Source organism: Stenotrophomonas sp. CFBP 13724, assembly GCF_014841975.1.
In the GTDB taxonomy this organism is placed as follows: domain Bacteria; phylum Pseudomonadota; class Gammaproteobacteria; order Xanthomonadales; family Xanthomonadaceae; genus Stenotrophomonas; species Stenotrophomonas lacuserhaii.
The window spans coordinates 461,665-477,648 of sequence record NZ_JACYUW010000001.1 but is presented as its reverse complement, the minus strand read 5'-3'; the positions used below and the strand labels follow the sequence as shown (position 1 = coordinate 477,648).

At 63.0% G+C, this 15,984-nt stretch carries 12 protein-coding genes; 6 read left to right on the top strand and 6 right to left on the bottom strand.

From position 1 onward, the window contains the following. The first annotated feature begins 89 nt into the window (after nucleotides 1–89). Nucleotides 90–1,628: a M4 family metallopeptidase gene (locus IFT63_RS02065; protein ID WP_192083110.1), complete on the top strand. Its 1,539-nt coding sequence runs from the start codon at nucleotides 90–92 to the stop codon at nucleotides 1,626–1,628. A gap of 72 nt (nucleotides 1,629–1,700) precedes the next feature. On the opposite strand, the gene IFT63_RS02060 is transcribed toward IFT63_RS02065, so the two are convergent. Beyond that, a complete protein-coding gene (locus tag IFT63_RS02060) occupies nucleotides 1,701–2,705 on the bottom strand; it encodes a LacI family DNA-binding transcriptional regulator (RefSeq protein ID WP_192083109.1) in 1,005 nt (334 codons plus the stop codon). Between the two features lie 96 nt (nucleotides 2,706–2,801). Here IFT63_RS02060 and IFT63_RS02055 point away from each other — a divergent pair, with 96 nt between their 5' ends. From IFT63_RS02055 to IFT63_RS02035, 5 genes are read left to right on the top strand one after another with little or no spacing between them, the layout of a single operon-like run. Next, nucleotides 2,802–3,854, top strand: coding sequence for a sugar phosphate isomerase/epimerase family protein (locus IFT63_RS02055; RefSeq protein ID WP_192083108.1), 1,053 nt, complete (start codon nucleotides 2,802–2,804; stop codon nucleotides 3,852–3,854). 27 nt (nucleotides 3,855–3,881) lie between these two features. Next, nucleotides 3,882–5,099: a nucleoside permease gene (locus IFT63_RS02050; protein WP_042612416.1), complete on the top strand. Its 1,218-nt coding sequence runs from the start codon at nucleotides 3,882–3,884 to the stop codon at nucleotides 5,097–5,099. A gap of 9 nt (nucleotides 5,100–5,108) precedes the next feature. Next, nucleotides 5,109–6,233, top strand: coding sequence for a Gfo/Idh/MocA family oxidoreductase (locus IFT63_RS02045; protein WP_042612415.1), 1,125 nt, complete (start codon nucleotides 5,109–5,111; stop codon nucleotides 6,231–6,233). Between the two features lie 19 nt (nucleotides 6,234–6,252). Continuing rightward, nucleotides 6,253–7,116 (top strand): sugar phosphate isomerase/epimerase, encoded by an 864-nt coding sequence (locus IFT63_RS02040; RefSeq protein WP_042612414.1) that lies wholly within the window; start codon nucleotides 6,253–6,255, stop codon nucleotides 7,114–7,116. Between the two features lie 18 nt (nucleotides 7,117–7,134). Then, the gene (locus IFT63_RS02035; RefSeq protein ID WP_042612413.1) at nucleotides 7,135–7,431 is read left to right on the top strand and encodes a cytochrome c; all 297 of its coding nucleotides are present in this window, start codon (nucleotides 7,135–7,137) and stop codon (nucleotides 7,429–7,431) included. Between the two features lie 29 nt (nucleotides 7,432–7,460). On the opposite strand, the gene IFT63_RS02030 is transcribed toward IFT63_RS02035, so the two are convergent. The 5 genes from IFT63_RS02030 to IFT63_RS02010 form a co-directional block, all read right to left on the bottom strand. After that, nucleotides 7,461–8,204, bottom strand: coding sequence for a DUF1080 domain-containing protein (locus IFT63_RS02030; protein ID WP_192083107.1), 744 nt, complete (start codon nucleotides 8,202–8,204; stop codon nucleotides 7,461–7,463). 11 nt (nucleotides 8,205–8,215) lie between these two features. Next, the gene (locus tag IFT63_RS02025; RefSeq protein ID WP_192083106.1) at nucleotides 8,216–8,791 is read right to left on the bottom strand and encodes a gluconate 2-dehydrogenase subunit 3 family protein; all 576 of its coding nucleotides are present in this window, start codon (nucleotides 8,789–8,791) and stop codon (nucleotides 8,216–8,218) included. Further along, a complete protein-coding gene (locus IFT63_RS02020; protein ID WP_192083105.1) occupies nucleotides 8,791–10,479 on the bottom strand; it encodes a GMC family oxidoreductase in 1,689 nt (562 codons plus the stop codon). The genes IFT63_RS02025 and IFT63_RS02020 overlap by 1 nt, the downstream gene beginning before the upstream one ends. Before the next feature lie 30 nt (nucleotides 10,480–10,509). Continuing rightward, on the bottom strand, nucleotides 10,510–11,349 hold the full coding sequence (locus IFT63_RS02015; RefSeq protein WP_249404380.1) for a TIM barrel protein: 840 nt from the start codon (nucleotides 11,347–11,349) through the stop codon (nucleotides 10,510–10,512). Nucleotides 11,350–12,089: 740 nt separating this feature from the next. Further along, on the bottom strand, nucleotides 12,090–15,914 hold the full coding sequence (locus IFT63_RS02010) for an RNA-directed DNA polymerase (protein ID WP_192083103.1): 3,825 nt from the start codon (nucleotides 15,912–15,914) through the stop codon (nucleotides 12,090–12,092). Between the last annotated feature and the right edge of the window lie 70 nt (nucleotides 15,915–15,984).

The window sequence follows — 15,984 nt, the reverse complement described above, 5'->3', positions numbered from 1 at the left end:
CGGTGCCCTCGTCGGCGGTAACTCCCGTGAAAGCCCGATCTTCCTGCAGGGCTACCGCTCCGGCATCCATCCAGCGAGGAGTGCCACCCATGATCCACCTGCCATCCCGCAGCCTGCTGTCCCTTACCCTGTGTTCCGCCGCTTTGCTGGCCGTGCCTGCGGCGGCCGCCGAGCGCATTGCCCTGCATCGGCTCGATCTCGCGGCGACCCCGGCGTTGGCCCGCGGCAACCCCGGCACCTCTGGACTTCCTTCGGTGCTCGGGCTCGATGCCGGTTCCAGCCTGCGACTGATGTCCAGCCACGTCGACCGCAACGGCGTGCAGCATCAGCGCTTCGAACAGTTGCATCACGGCGTACCGGTATTCGGTGAACATGTGGTGGTCGCCACCGCTGCCACGGGCCAGGTGCGGAGCCTGTTCGGCATGGCGGTCGCCTCGCTGCAGGCCGAGGTTCCCGATGTGGCACCCCGCATCGAAGGCGCGCGTGCTGCGGACATCGCCAAAGCCAGTGCCCCCGGGATGCGCGCCGGCGGCACGCGGATACAGAACCAGAACCAGCGACTGATTATCCATCTCGATGCACACGCGGTGGCACGGCTGGCATGGGTGGTGGATTTCCTGGCCGAGGGCGAGGACCAGCCAGCCACCCGCCCTTTCACCATCGTCGATGCGATGGACGGCAACGTGCTGGAGCAATGGGAGGGCCTGGCCACGGCGAAGATCGGTATCGGCCCGGGTGGCAACGAGAAGACCGGACAGATCGCCTATGGCGCGAATGCGCCCCACCTTGACGTCACCACTGACGGCACGACGTGCAAGCTGGAGAACGAAAACGTAAGGACCATCAACCTCAACCACGGCGGATCAGGCGCGGTCACGGCAGCACACAGCTTCAGCTGCCCGCAGAACACAGTCAAAGCCATCAATGGCGCCTACTCCCCATTGAACGACGCGCACGCAGCCGGCGGCACCGTGTTCGACATGTACCGCGATTGGCTGGACACCGCACCGCTGCGGTTCCAGCTGAAGCTTCAGGTCCACTACTCGCGCAATTACGAGAACGCGACATGGAACGGCCGCGTCATGTCCTTCGGCGATGGGCAGAGCATGTTCTATCCACTGGTCTCTCTGGATGTGGTCGCCCATGAGGTCTCCCATGGTTTCACCGAACAGAACTCCGGGTTGATCTACAACGCACTGCACTCCGGCGGCATGAACGAGGCGTTCTCGGATATCGCAGGCGAAGCCGCCGAGTACTACCTGAAAGGCAGCAACGACTTCCTGGTGGGTGCCGGGATCATCAAGCGTGACGCGGCGCTTCGCTACTTCGAAGACCCGACGCGTGACGGCAGGTCGATCAGGCATGCGCGCGATTTCCGTCCGGGCACGAACAATCATTACTCGTCCGGCGTCTACAACAGGGCCTTTTACCTGCTTTCGCACCGCGAGGGCTGGGATACCCGAAAGGCGTTCATTGCGATGGCGACGGCCAACCAGAACTACTGGACACCGAGCAGCACGTTCGAAAGCGGCGCCTGTGGCGTCATTGCCGCCGCACGGGACCTGGATTACCCGGTAGAAGACGTGGTGATCGCATTCGATGAAGTCGGCGTGCGCTGCGATGCGTGAGCGCGCCGTGGCGTGATGCCGACAACGGGATCCGGCAGGCATTGCGCCTGCCGGGCCATCGCCGCGCCGTCATCACTTCCTTGGCCCACCCGTCGAGCCGCGCACCATCAGGCTGAAACCCAGCGTCTGCTGAAGCGACACATCCCGACCTTCGATGATGGCCAGCAACAGATTGACCGCGCAGGCGCCGATTTCCCGCATCGGTTGCCTGACAGTCGTCAACGCCGGCGTCAGGTAGCGGGACGAGGCAAGGTCGTCGAAGCCCACGATGGACAGGTCATCCGGCACGCGGACGCCCAGGTCCCGGCAAGCCGCCAGCGCGCCCAGCGCCATCTGGTCGCTGACGCAGAAGATCGCCGTGGGAGCGGGCGTTCGGGCCAACAGCGCCAGCGCCGCGGCATGGCCGGATTCCACCGAAAAGTCGCCAGACTCGACGACAAGTTGGCGCAGACGGCCGCGCGCCTTGCCGGCCGCCCGCACGCCTTCCAGCCGTTGCTGGTGCAGCGGATTATCGGGCGGCCCGCCGATGACGGCGATCCGCTCGTGGCCCAGTGCATACAGGTGTTCCATCACCGCCCGTGCAGCGGCCGCGTTATCGATGTGGACGCTGGGGATGCCCAACGCGGGATCGAACTCGCAGCCATTCACCACCGGCGCGGCGGCGCCCCGCTGCTGCACGATCGCGCGCGCCGTCGGCGGCAGGCGATGGCCCAGCACGATCAGGCCGTCGGCCTCGTTGCGGCGGAGCATCTGCGCATAGCGCTCCTCGCGATCGGGCTGATGCTGCGTGTCGCCCAGCAGTACGGCGTAGCCGACCGCCTGCGCGGCGTCCTCCGCGCCCTGCAGGATCTGCGCGAAGAACGGATTGGCGATGTCCGGAACAGTGACCAGGATCTTGCCGCTGCGCTGGGTTTTCAACGTCCTGGCCACCGTGTTGGGCACGTAGCCCAGTGCGGCGGCCGCCTGTTCGATGCGGCTGCGCGTGGTCGGCAGGACCTTGTCCGGACGGGACAGCGCGCGCGAAACCGTTCCAGCGGAGACGCCGACGTGTTTTGCGATGTCGTAGATAGTGGCCATGGTTTTTGGTCTTCGGTTGCGCTGTGCACTGCACAACAGCTCTTCCAGGAGGCCCTGCTAGGATAATGCAATCGATTGCATCGAGGGCGAATCACCTTGAAGACGGTCAAAGGTCCCGCGCTGTTCCTGGCGCAGTTCATCGGCGACACACCGCCCTTCAACCGGCTGGACACCACGGCCGGATGGGCGGCAGGGCTGGGCTATCGTGGCCTGCAGGTACCCACCAGCGATCCCCGCCTGTTCGATCTGGCCGAGGCTGCGCGCAGCCAGGCGTACTGCGATGACATCGCCGGCACACTGGCCGCGCAGGGCGTAGAGATCACCGAGCTGTCCACCCACCTGCAAGGGCAACTGGTCGCCGTCCATCCCGCCTACGACAGCCTGTTCGACGGCTTCGCACCGCCAGAAAAGCGCGGTGACCCGGCCGCCCGCCAGGTCTGGGCGGTGGAGCAGCTGATGCTGGCCGCCAAGGCCAGCCAGCGCCTGGGACTGACGGCGCATGCCACGTTCTCCGGCGCGCTGGCCTGGCCCTACTTCTATCCCTGGCCGCAACGCCCGCCCGGGCTGGTGGAAGAAGCCTTCGCCGAACTCGGCCGCCGCTGGCGTCCCATCCTGGATGCCTTCGATGCCTGCGGGGTGGACCTGTGCTTCGAAATCCACCCGGGCGAGGACCTGCACGACGGCGCGACCTTCGAGCGCTTCCTCGACGTGGTGGACCACCATCCGCGCGCGAAAATCCTGTACGACCCCAGTCACCTGCTGCTGCAGCAGATCGACTACCTCGGGTTCATCGACCGCTATCACGCGCGCATCGGCATCTTCCATGTCAAGGACGCGGAGTTTCGCCCCAGCGCGCGCAGTGGCGTGTATGGCGGCTACCAGGACTGGATCGATCGTCCCGGGCGGTTCCGCTCGCTCGGCGACGGCCAGATCGACTTCAAGGCGATTTTCTCGAAGTTCGCCCAGTACGATTTCCCGGGCTGGGCGGTGCTGGAGTGGGAGTGCTGCCTGAAGCACCCGGAAGACGGCGCACGGGAGGGCGCTGCCTTCATCGGCGACCACATCATCCGCGTGACCGAGCGTGCCTTCGACGACTTCGCCGACAGCGGCGTGGATACGCAGTCACTGCATCGCATGCTGGGGATCTGAGCCATCACCGCCCTGGGAGGGGTAGCCATGACGTACGCCATGTCGCGCTTGGGCGCGATGATGTTCCTGCAGTTCTTCATCTGGGGCGCATGGTTCGTGACCCTGGGCACGTACCTGGTGCAGGGCCCGCTGCAGGCCAGCGCCAGCCAGGTGGCGACGGCCTTCCTCAGCCAGTCGATCGGCGCCATCGTGGCGCCCTTCCTGGTCGGCCTGGTCGCCGACCGCTACTTCGCTGCGCAGCGCATCCTCGCGGTGCTGCACCTTGCCGGCGCGGTGCTGATGTGGATGGCCTCCACGGCGACCGACTTCGGCACGTTCTCCGCCTGCGTCATGGGCTACATGCTGCTGTTCATGCCGACCCTGGCGCTGGCCAACAGCGTGGCGATGCGGCACATGCAATCGCCTGAAAAGCAGTTTCCGCTCGTGCGTGTCGCCGGCAGCGTCGGCTGGATCGTGGCGGGCGTGCTGATCGGCTGGCTGGGCTGGGAGCAGGCGCATCGTCTCGAGCTGACCTTCCAGATGGCGGCGATCGCCTCGGTGGCACTGGGCCTGTATGCCTTCACCCTGCCGCACACACCACCGCTGGCCCGGCAACGCGACGCCGGGCTGGGGCAGATCCTGGGGCTGGATTCGCTGCGGCTGCTGAAGTCGCGCTCCTACCTGGTGTTCTTCCTGGCTTCCATCGCCATCTGCATCCCGCTGGCGTTCTACTACAACTTCACCAACCCCTACCTCAACGACCTGGGCGTGCGCGGCGCGGCGGGCCTGCAATCGCTGGGCCAGGTATCCGAAGTGTTGCTGATGCTGGCGATGCCGTTCCTGTTCGTGCGGCTGGGCGTCAAGGCGATGCTGGCCGTGGGCATGGCCGCGTGGGTGCTGCGCTACGTCATGTTCGCCTTCGGCGATGCAGGCGGCGGCTTCTCCCTGCTGGTGATCGGCATCGTGCTGCATGGCATCTGCTACGACTTCTTCTTCGTCACCGGCCAGATCTACACCGATGCGCATGCCGGCCCCGCCGCGCGCAGCAGCGCACAGGGCTTCATCACCCTGGCCACCTACGGCGTGGGCATGTTGATCGGCACGTTCCTGTCCGGCGCGGTGGTGGAGCACTACACCACTGCGGCCGGCCCGGACTGGCAGAAGATCTGGCTGTTCCCCGCAGGCGTGGCGCTGGTCGTGCTGGTCGCCTTCCTGCTGCTGTTCCGCGACCGGCCGGTGGTCGCCGCCGCCCCTTCCACACCCTGAGGACCACAGATGCGCACGCTTGGAATCGCCATTGTCGGCACCGGCATGATCGGCGCAGTGCACCGTCGCGCGGCCCTCCTCGCCGGCGCCACGGTACGCGGCGTGGCCGCCTCATCGCCGCAGCGCGCACGCGAGGTGGCGCAGTCGTGGAATGTCCCGCGCGCCTACCGCGATATCGACGAAGTCCTCGCTGATCCGCAGGTCCAGGTGGTGCACGTCTGCACGCCCAACCATCTGCACCGCGGCATGGCGCAGGCGGCACTGGAAGCGGGCAAGCACGTGATCTGCGAGAAACCGCTGGCGACCACGCTGGAAGACGCACAGGCCTTGGCAGCACTGGCCGCCTCGACCGGGCTGGTCGCCACGGTGCCCTTCGTCTACCGCTACCACCCGGTGGTGCGCGAGGCCCGCGCGCGCATCGCCCAGGGCGAACTGGGCCCGCTGCACCTGATCCACGGCAGCTACCTGCAGGACTGGCTGCTGGATCCGGCCAGCAACAACTGGCGCGTGGACCCGGCACTGGGCGGGGCGTCACGCGTGTTCGCCGACATCGGCTCGCACTGGTGCGACCTGGTGGAGTGGGTCGGCGGCGAGCGGTTCGTCGACGTAAGCGCGGCGTTCGCCACCGTGATAGGCGAGCGCGGCACCCTCACCGGGCAGAGCTTCAGCACACCGGCGGCGGGCGGCGCGATGCAGCCGGTCGCGAGCGAAGACGTGGCTGCGGCGATGTTCAGGACCAGCGCCGGCGCCCTCGCCTCGCTGACGGTCAGCCAGGTCTCGGCGGGCCGCCACAATCGCCTCTGGTTCGAGATCGATGGCGCCAAGGCGAGCGTGGCATTCAACCAGGAAGATGCCGAGCGGCTGTGGATCGGCCTGCCCGACCAGCGCGAAGAAATCTTCGTGCGTGGGCCGGGTGCCGGCACTGCCGAACAACGCCGGCTGTCGGCCTTGCCGGCCGGCCACGCGCAGGGCTATGGCACCTGTTTCGAAGCCTTTGTCGCCGACACCTATCGGGCCATCGAAGGCGAGCAACCGCAGGGCCTGCCCACCTTCGAAGACGGCCTGCGCTCGGCGTTGATCGTCGACCGCGTCATCGCATCGGCCAGGACGCGCGCCTGGACCCCCATCGGTTGAATCCCCGGAGGATCTGTTGATGAACATCGCTGCACGCACCGCCCCTCTCGTTCTGCTGTTGTGCGCTGTCCTGCCCGCCTTCGCCGGCGAAGCCACCGCCCCGCAGAAGCCCATCGCGGTGCAGATGTATACGCTGCGCGACGCCGGCACGCTGGACCAGCAGTTGAAGATCGTCCACGACGCCGGGGTGCATGCGGTGGAGACCGTCGGCACGCAGAACGTAACCGCAGCCGAACTCAAGCAGCTGCTGGACCGGTATGCGATCAAGGCGGTGTCCTCGCACGTGCAGCTGGCAGAGCTGCGCAACGACCTGGACAGCGTGATCGCCTTCAACCGCTCGATCGGCAACACGACGCTGGTGGTCCCGTACCTGGACGAGAAGGACCGCCCGACGGACGCCGTCGGCTGGACCGCGCTCGGCCAGGAACTGGGCCGCCTCGCCAAGCGGGCGCGGTCCCAGGGAATGCGCATGGCTTACCACAACCACGATTTCGAACTGGTCGATTTCGACGGCACCACCGGCCTGGAGCTGCTGTTCGCCGCGGCCGGGCCCGATCTGCAGACCGAGCTGGACCTGGCCTGGGTAGCGCGTGCCGGCCATGACCCGGCGCTCATGCTCGGGAAATTCCGCGGCCGGGTGTTCGCGGTGCACGCCAAGGACAATGCGCCCAAGGGCCAGGCCGAGGACGAAGGCGGTTTCGCGGCGGTCGGCCAGGGCGTGCTGGACTGGAACACGATCCTGCCCGCTGCGGCAGCCGCCGGCGTGCAGTGGTACATCGTCGAGCACGACCATCCGCGCGATCCGGCCGCCATCATCCAGACCGGCGCGGACTATCTGCGCAACCACCTGACCGCCACCCTGCCAGCCAGCGCACCGCGCTAGCACGCCAAGGAAACCCACTTGAACAAGATCCTGACAACCGCCGTGGTTCTATCGGCGGCGACCTTTGCGAACGCGGCGTGGTCCAAGGACGACCCCGCCGCCGGCGCGCAGCTCTATGCAACTCACTGCACGGCCTGCCACGGCGCCGATCGCGCGGGCATGCCGGGCGCGTTCCCTGCGCTCACCGACGTCGGAAAGCGCCTGCAGCCGGCGCAGATCAAGGAAAAGATCAGCAAGGGCGGCGGCCTGATGCCACCCTTTTCGCAGCTCTCCCAACAGGAGATCGACGACATCACGAGCTTCCTTGCGAAGTAGGATCGCGGCGCCGGGATGGCGCCGTGCGGTTACAGTTCGCGCACCCAGATGTTGCGGTAGCTGACTGCGGAATCGTGCTCCTGCAGTGAGATCGGCGCGCAGTCATGCGGCGCATACGAGGGGGCACCGATGTACTCGGTCCTGCCCGCCAGCACGGTATCGTCCTGCACCAACACGCCGTTGTGCAGCACGGTGATGCGCGCGGGCGAGGTCAGCCCGCCGCCCTGCGAGAAGCGCGGCGCCTTCCAGATGATGTCGTAGACCTGCCACTGGCCCGGCGGCCGCGAGGCATTCACCAGCGGCATCGCCTGCTTGTAGATCGAGCCGGCCTGGCCGTTGGCGTAGGTCGGGTTGTTGTAACTGTCCAGCACCTGCAGTTCGTACAACTCCTGCAGGAAGATGCCGCTGTTGCCGCGGTCCTGGCCCTCGAAACCGGCCGTTGCGCTGGGCGAGCGCCATTCAACGTGCAACTGCATATCGCAGAACCGCTGCCGGGTGCGGATGCCTTTGCTGCCCGGCACCACCGTCATGGCGCCATCGTCGACGCGCCACGGCACGCGTCCACCCTGCTCGGATTCCCACGCGGAAACATCCCTGCCGTCGAACAGCACGATGGCATCGGAGGGCGCGCCGCCGATGGGGGTGGCCACGCTCGCAGGCACCGGTTTCCACACCTCGGTCCTGGTCGGATCGCGCGCGGGGTCGCCGCTGGCCTGCGCGAACACAGGCGCGGTCGCCAGCAGGCAGGCGGCAGCCAGCAGGGGGCTGGTCATCGTGTTCTTCATCAGCTGGTCCCCCACGCGGGCGTGCCGGGAACATAGGCGACGTCGCCCTCATAGCGGCCTGGTACAGCGACGTACTTCAAGACTTCGGTCGCGCCGACCTTCGAGGTGAAGAAGCCGAAGATGGTCAATTGCTTGAACATCGTGAAGTAGTGCGGCACTGCGGCGGCGGCTTCTGCGGTGCCCGTGTCGTCCACCTCGACAATGCGTTTCCCGGCTTCCGCATCCAGCGTGCGCAGCAGTTCGGTGCGGTCCTGCGCGGTGAGCGCCACGAAGCGGCCACCGGCGCGTTTGTCGATATCCACCAGGCCGGCGCGGAACGCCGCCTGCTGCTCGGCGGTGTAGCAGTCGCTGACGAACGTCGCCATGAACGCACCCGCGCCGGCGTCCTTTGCCCCCGGCGTGCCAGTGCGCGGCAGGATGGTCTCAGCGATCTCGTCCAGCGTGGCGACATCGACGGCGGAGAAGGCGCTCTTCGACCCCGCGGCAGGCACCTGTCCGTTGGCCAGCGCAGGCAGGCCGACCATCGCCGCACCGGTGGCGGCAACGATCATCTTCAGCAGTTCGCGGCGGTCCATCAGAGGTTCCCCGCTTTCAGTTCACGCACCGCGTGGTCGGCAGCACGCGCGGTCAGGGCCATGTAGGTCAGCGAAGGATTCACGCAGGCGCTGGAGGTCATGCAGGCGCCGTCGGTGACATAGACATTGGGCGCGTCCCAGACCTGGTTGTGCTGGTTCAGCACCGAATTCCTGCGGTCTCGGCCCATGCGCGCGGTGCCCATTTCGTGGATGCCCTTGCCCGGGGCGTAGTCGTTGTCGTGCATCTTCACGTCCTTGACACCTGCCGCCTCCAGCATCTCGGCGGCGTCTGCGGCCATGTCCCTGCGCATCGCCGTTTCATTCGCGCGCAGTGACACGTCCATCGCCAGCACCGGCAGCCCCCATTTGTCTTTCTTGTCGCTGTCCAGGCGGATCGTATTGTCATGGTGCGGCAGCATCTCGCCGAATCCGGTCATGCCGATGCGCCAGTCGCCCGGCACGGTCAGCGCGTCCTTCAGATCGGCGCCGATGTTCATTTCGGCGATCTCGCGCGACCAGCCGTTGCGGCTTGCACCCCCCTGGTAACCGAAACCGCGGGAATAGCCACGCTTGTCATCGGTGCTGACGTTGCGGAAACGCGGAACGTAGAAGCCACAGGGACGACGTCCGAAATAGTACTTGTCATCGTAGCCTTCGACCCGGCCGGAGGCCCCCGCGCCGAAATGGTGGTCCATCACGTTGTGCCCAAGCTCGCCGGACGAAGACCCCAGCCCGCCTTCCCAGACATCAGTGGCCGAGTTCATCAGCAGCCAGGTCGAGTTGAACGAGGAGGCATTGAGGAAGATGACGTTGGCGGTGAACTGGTAGGTCTGTCCGTTTTCCGCATCTATTATCTCCACGCCGCGCGCCCGCTTGCGGTCCTTGTCGTACAGCACTTCCTTGACGATCGAGAACGGCCGCAAGGTCAGGTTGCCGGTCTTCATCGCCGCCGGCAGCGTCGCCGACTGGGTCGAGAAATACGCGCCGAACGGACAGCCCAGGATGCACTTGTTGCGGTACTGGCAATTGACGCGGCCCTGTTCGACCTTGGGCTGGGTAATGTTCGCGGTGCGCGAGTGGATCATGTGGCGCGTGCCGCCGAAGGCCTGCTTGATCCGCGCGGCCACGTCCTTCTCGACGATGTTCAACGGGATCGGCGGCAGGAACTCACCGTCCGGCAATACGTCCAGCCCCTCGCGCGTACCGGCGATCCCGGCGAACTTCTCCACGTGGTCATACCAGGGCGCAATGTCGGCGTAACGGATCGGCCAGTCGGTGGCGATGCCATCCTTCAGGTTCGCCTCGAAATCCAGGTCCGAAAGGCGATAACTCTGCCGGCCCCACATCAGCGAGCGACCACCGACGTGATACCCGCGGAACCAGTCGAACCGTTTGGTCTCGATGTAAGGCGAGTCTTTCTCGTTGGCCCACATGCCCTCGAGATTCTCGGCAAGGCCGTAATCACGCATCAGCACCGGGAAGTCCGCCTTCATCGCCTGGGTGGGCCGGTTGCGATGCGGGAAATCCCATGCCTCCTTCATCGCGTTGACATAGCCTTTGACGTGCTCGATGTTGCGTCCGCGCTCGAGCATCAGCACCTTGAGGCCTTTTTCGGTCAGTTCCTTTGCCGCCCAACCGCCACTGATTCCGGAGCCGACGACGATTGCGTCGTAATGATTGTCTGCCATGGGTTCTACTTCACCTTGGTGGATATCGTTTCAGACGTCGCAGAGGCGTATCGCCTCGCGCAGCGAACCGACGGGATCGGGCGCTGCAGGCATGAATTCCTGCGCCAGATACCCATCGAAGCCGGTGTCGCGGATCGCGCGACAGATGGCGGGATACTGCAGTTCCTGCTGGTCTCCAATCTCGTGCCGGCCAGGCACGCCTGCGGTGTGGTAATGCTTGAAACACGCGTGATGCCTGCCGATGGTGGCGATGATGTCGCCCTCCATGATCTGCATGTGGTAAATGTCGTAGAGCAGGCCGAAATGCGCCGAACCGATCCGCTGGCACAGATCCACGCCCCAGGCGGAGTGGTCGCACAGATAATCCGGATGATCGACCCTGGAGTTCAGCAGCTCCATCACCAGCACTACGCCGCGCTTCTCGGCATGCCCAAGGATGCGCTTGAGGCCAGCCTCGGCATGCGCCATGCCCTGCTGGGGGTCCATGCCGTTGCGGTTGCCGGAAAAACAGATCAGGTTGCGATAACCGGCATCGGCCACCAGGTCGATGTGCCGCATGTAGCGCGCCACCAGTTCATCGTGGAACCGGCGGTCGGCGAAGCCCTTTTCCAGGCTGATCTCCGCGCCGTTGCACATGGAGCTGTCCACGCCATGGGCCTTCAGCGTGGGCCAGTCGTTCGGGCCGACCAGGTCGATGGCGGAAAAGCCGAGGTCCTTGACCGTCTGGCAGAGCTGGGCGACCGACTGTTGTGGGAAGGTCCAGCGGGCGACGGAGTGCTTGAGGTTGCCTTTGAGTGAGGTGGCGGTGTCTGCGGCGCGCGCGGGCAGAACGGCGGCAGCGCCCAAGCCGACGCTGCCGGCAATGGCCATGCGCAGCGCATCCCGTCGCGTCAGCACTCGGCCTTGGATCGATCCAGTCGGATGGCTGGGCATCTGCTTTCCGGCCTCCCAACCGGTATCAAACGCAACGATTCATCGAAATGCAATCGATTGCACCATAGGGCAGACCTTCGTTTTTTTGCAAGACGCAGTGCACGAAAACGGATGATGCGGGGCACAATGCCAACCGCGCCGGCCGCTGGTGAGGGACAGGCCGACCGCAAAAAAAGCCCCGCAGAAACGGGGATTTTGCAACATTCTGGACGCTAGCAGCAGACCATCCGTCAGACCGTTTTGCACACATGAGGGCCTTACCTCCAAACCTCGCTGGGCGCAAAACAGTCTTAAATCATGCACCTGCAGAAAACTTCGACAACTTTTTCTCACCAAACTTAGCTGAATCTGTAGATCTCACGCCCCTTATGGCTCCGCAGGCCTTTGAGAACCTCACCTATCAACCCTGCCCCTTCTTCTGCCTACCAGCCTGGCAGCCCTCGACCTACACATAGACCCGCCTTTCATCCCCCCCCCAAAAAAAAAACAAATCGGATGGGGTCATACCGCCACCTGGCGCGAGGCCGCACTAGGTGGACATTGTCTCAGCCGAGCAACTCCTCTCCGTCAGGCGAAGCTTAACTTCGACAGCCGGCCCAGCACGTCGGTGAGGCCGGAGACTACCATCGGCTGCGGCGGACCCGAGACGCCACAGCGTCGAGGGACAGCCAAGCTGCTTAAGCGCGATCTAGTCCGGCAGGCGGCGCTTTACCGATGCGCTCTTTTACCTCCTTCATCTTCGTCACTGCCGGTAGCGCTGCCTCAAGTTCGGGGCCGAAATCCTCCAAACGCACATCGATAACCGAAATAGCCAGTTGATTGCCGCCATGAGAATGAGAAATGAGCCTCTGATGCTCTTTGTCGTAAGGTGCTTGAGCAGTGGATCCGCCGAACTCGCCAATGTTCGCAATTAAGATGTGCTGGTACATGTGGTAACGAAGCGCGGCAACCATCCCGTCGAACGTCTTTATGTCCTTGTTCATCGCCGAAATCACGTACATGTGACTTTCATTTCGCAGGTCTGAGGCTAGAGAAAGGTCCGTTGCATCGAAGCAAACTGAGCCTGTTAGTCGGTAGGACTTCTCTGTCGTACTGGTGGAATCGAGAAGTTCGATGACCACTTGATATGGTCGCCACGGCTTTATTCCTAGGCGACGCTCCTCGGGAGTAAGATTGAATTTGCCTTGGTCTACCTCGACCCAAGAGCGGCGGCCCGCATGTCTCTGCGGGACAAGCCATCGAGCCGCATTGATAGGCTCGTCACTGGTCGGTTCTTTTGCACCCAAGAGGCCGTAGAACAACATCGCGCCAGTGGAGTCCGAGAACGCTCGCATGAGATCCTGGTCGTCTACGTGGATGCTGAGCTCAGGGAATACGACGACGTCGATATGCGGTTTCTCCGAGGCTCCCAGTACGTACTCGCGCGCAGATAGGTGCTTATGCGTGAGGTGCAGCAGCGCCGCAGTGTGGTTGCGATGCTTCTCCCGGTAACCAGGATCTTCGAGGCCGGCTAGTCCATCCTTGAAGTGTTCATGGAGCGGCATAAGACCTTGAACCATAGCCACGCGCAGCCCACGTTGTTGATTCAAGGACCATTCGACTGGATAGCGGTAAATGGGCACCCTGCTGCTGACTCCATAGAGCTTCTTTTGAAACTCAAGACGCTCCCTAATAGCGCGCTCGAAATCTCGCCTTGTCGTGATCGTGGCTGCCCCTAGGCTCTTCCGTTCGGCCACACCCGGCCATCTCAACAAGTGCATCAGCAAGTCCGAGAACCAAGGTGTGATTGCAGATGTAGTGCCCCTCAGCCCTTCGGCGGAATGGAGCATGCCCAAACGACGCTTGTGCCACGTACTCTTTAGGCCGCTGTACCAACCCGTGTCTTCGCTGGAGAGCCAGTGACGTGCGGTGAAGTCCGGCTCTCCTGTAGCCGCAGCGCGCAGCAACCGCCCAAAGGCATACATCCAGGCATCTTCGCGCCGACACCAGGAAGGCGTGTCATAGGTGCCGTCCGTTCTTTTGAGTGAAACTACCGCTCGTGCCTCAAGTGTCGCGAAGCTTGGATTTCGCAATTGCTCCCAGTCATCGGACCGAACCTCCACGTTCAGCGGCGTAAGGAGTTCAGGGTCAAACGTTCGCACTGTTTTTGACCTACCTAGTGCTTCCGCAAGCTTTAGTAGAGCATTCTCTTGGTTGAAGAACTGATGCGGGTGAGTGATGACAGTCAGTAGCGGTAACCACCTCTTTAGGGCCAAAGGCGCACTGCCGGCTGACCATCGCGTTTCAGCAAACCGCATCAGGTGCCCGGGCGCCCAAGCAATCAATTGCTGCATGCCATTTCGCTTGGAACTAAGAAGGTGCCTAAACAATGCTGGAGATGCCTGAGCCACAATTCCCCAAGCCTTTGACACCTGCCTCCTGTTTCTCGCATCGCCAAAGTTGATGAACCATCGCGTGTAGTGCGCGTTATCCATGAGAAGCTGGTGACCAACGAGCGATACCACTACCTCCTCTTCGGAAGAAAGATCCATGGCAGGTGACCTTGCTCGAGAGAAGAGGTGAAGGGCTCTATGGAGTCTTAGTTCAGGCGCATTCTGTGGAACTGTTGCTGCCTGCCCGACTGATGCTAGAAGGAGACTTGCCTGTTGTTGGACGTACCAAGGGGCCTCCCACTCGTCCAGCATTCGCGATGCGAGTTCTGCGAGCGCAGCGCGGTAAGCTCTCACGTCAGAAACTTCAAAGTTAGAGTCCTGCATAGCCTCCCTGCCAGTCTCGGTTGCCCCAGCTTTGAAGAGGTCCGCGAGAACATAGAAAGCAACCCTCCGCCCGAATTCCGAGTCATGGCGCGTGTCGCACAACTTGCTCAGCAGCGCCTGCTCTATGGGCTCTAGCAGCTCGACACTGGGCCATAGGTCAAGCGCATATCGAAGCACCTGGACAAGGGAAGGGTTGAGTGCCCACGCAGAGACTAAGCGTCGTGCGGCTGCCTGATAGTCATGCCGTAACGCATCAACGGCCTTCTCCCCGCCGCTGGACTCCGTCAGGTCTGTAATCCTCCGGCGTTCGCGTAACGAACGCACAAGTCGGTAGGCAGAAAAGCGCGTGAGCGTGTCATCCCTCACCTCATGCTTTAGCGATGCTACGCTCGCGAGACTAAGAACGCCGTGCGCAGGTCTTGTGTCCTCTACGAGCCCAAGCTCTGCTAGAGAGAGAAGGCCGTTGAGCCCGGCTTCAGCGTGACGCAAAGAGTCGAGATCAAAAGGACCACTCAGTTGCTGCTGAATTGTCTTCATGCGCGCTCCGGTGCCGGATTCAGTTCCTATCTCGACAAGCGCTTCCAGCTGGGTCTTCTTCGCGTTAAGCCTCAGATACGTACCTTCGGCCCCAAATGGCGTAGTGTGCCTTTTTAGGAGCCCCTGAACCCAATCAGTGATCTCGCTCCCCAGTTCGGCGAGGTCATGAGGAGCCTCCTCATCGGCCTCGACTGAAATGACCAGCTTCAGGTCATCGACATAGCGGCAGTAATCGTGAATTCGGAAGCTCCTCGCTCGAGGCTTACGGTCTATGAAGGAACCAATTCCACGGTCAAAATCCAGAAGATAGGCATTTGCAAAGAATCCACTCGCAACCAGTCCTTGGGGAAGCCCGAGTGGCAATACGCCATCTCGAAACAAAGGACTCAGAGCCAAGTCCTCATCGCGCCACTTGAAACTCAAAGCCCGTAGCGCAATCTCCCAGAACGAATCGTCCGCAGGCTGTAGGTCACCCTCAGAGCTATCGAAGAATTTCTGGTACGCAGCCTTCAACTTTCCTATGAGTAGGGCGATGTCTATGTTGTCGAAAAACGCGCTCAGGTCCAAGCTGACAATGAACACCTTGGCATCTGCGCCAACTTCAATGTTCTTTGCGATTGCCAAGGGCCGCTCAACGTACTTCTGGTAGTCCTGAAAGTACCTACTGTACGTGTTCGAATTTCCCCATGCGAACGATGCAACAGCCCGATCCTTCGACCAATTGCAGAAGAGCCTGTTCCCGTAGCTAAAAACACCCATTTCCGCTGCTCTATCCGCAGAGAGCGAAGTGTCGCCCTGTGCTGATTCAATACAATCAGCCAAACAAAGCATGACGGCAGTCGCAATCGTTTGTTCTCGCACCCCAACGTGAGCAAGGGGGCGCAGTACCGGAGCCTGCTCCGCTTCAAAGCGCCGCGGCTGCCAACCACCCTCCGATTCAGAAGAGAAACACCACAGGCCATTCTTTGGCGCCGGAACTAGCCATGCCGGAGCTGTCGCGTAATCTCCGCTTCGGATGTCTGCGGACCAAACAGCTAGATTCTCTGGCAGGCAGACTCCGGAGACGTCAAGCTCTAGTACATCGGCGTACCAGTTGTACCGCCGAACGAATGTATGAGTCTTTTTCCATGCCTGGGCAAGAACGACCTCATCTTGAACAATCGTTGCTCGCGGACACAGCTTTTCGTACCGCGAATCAACAATGCTCATATGTAACCCTTGTAAATGGCTGACGTACGGATCTGTACACCTCGCCACCAGATTACCATCCTAGCGAACC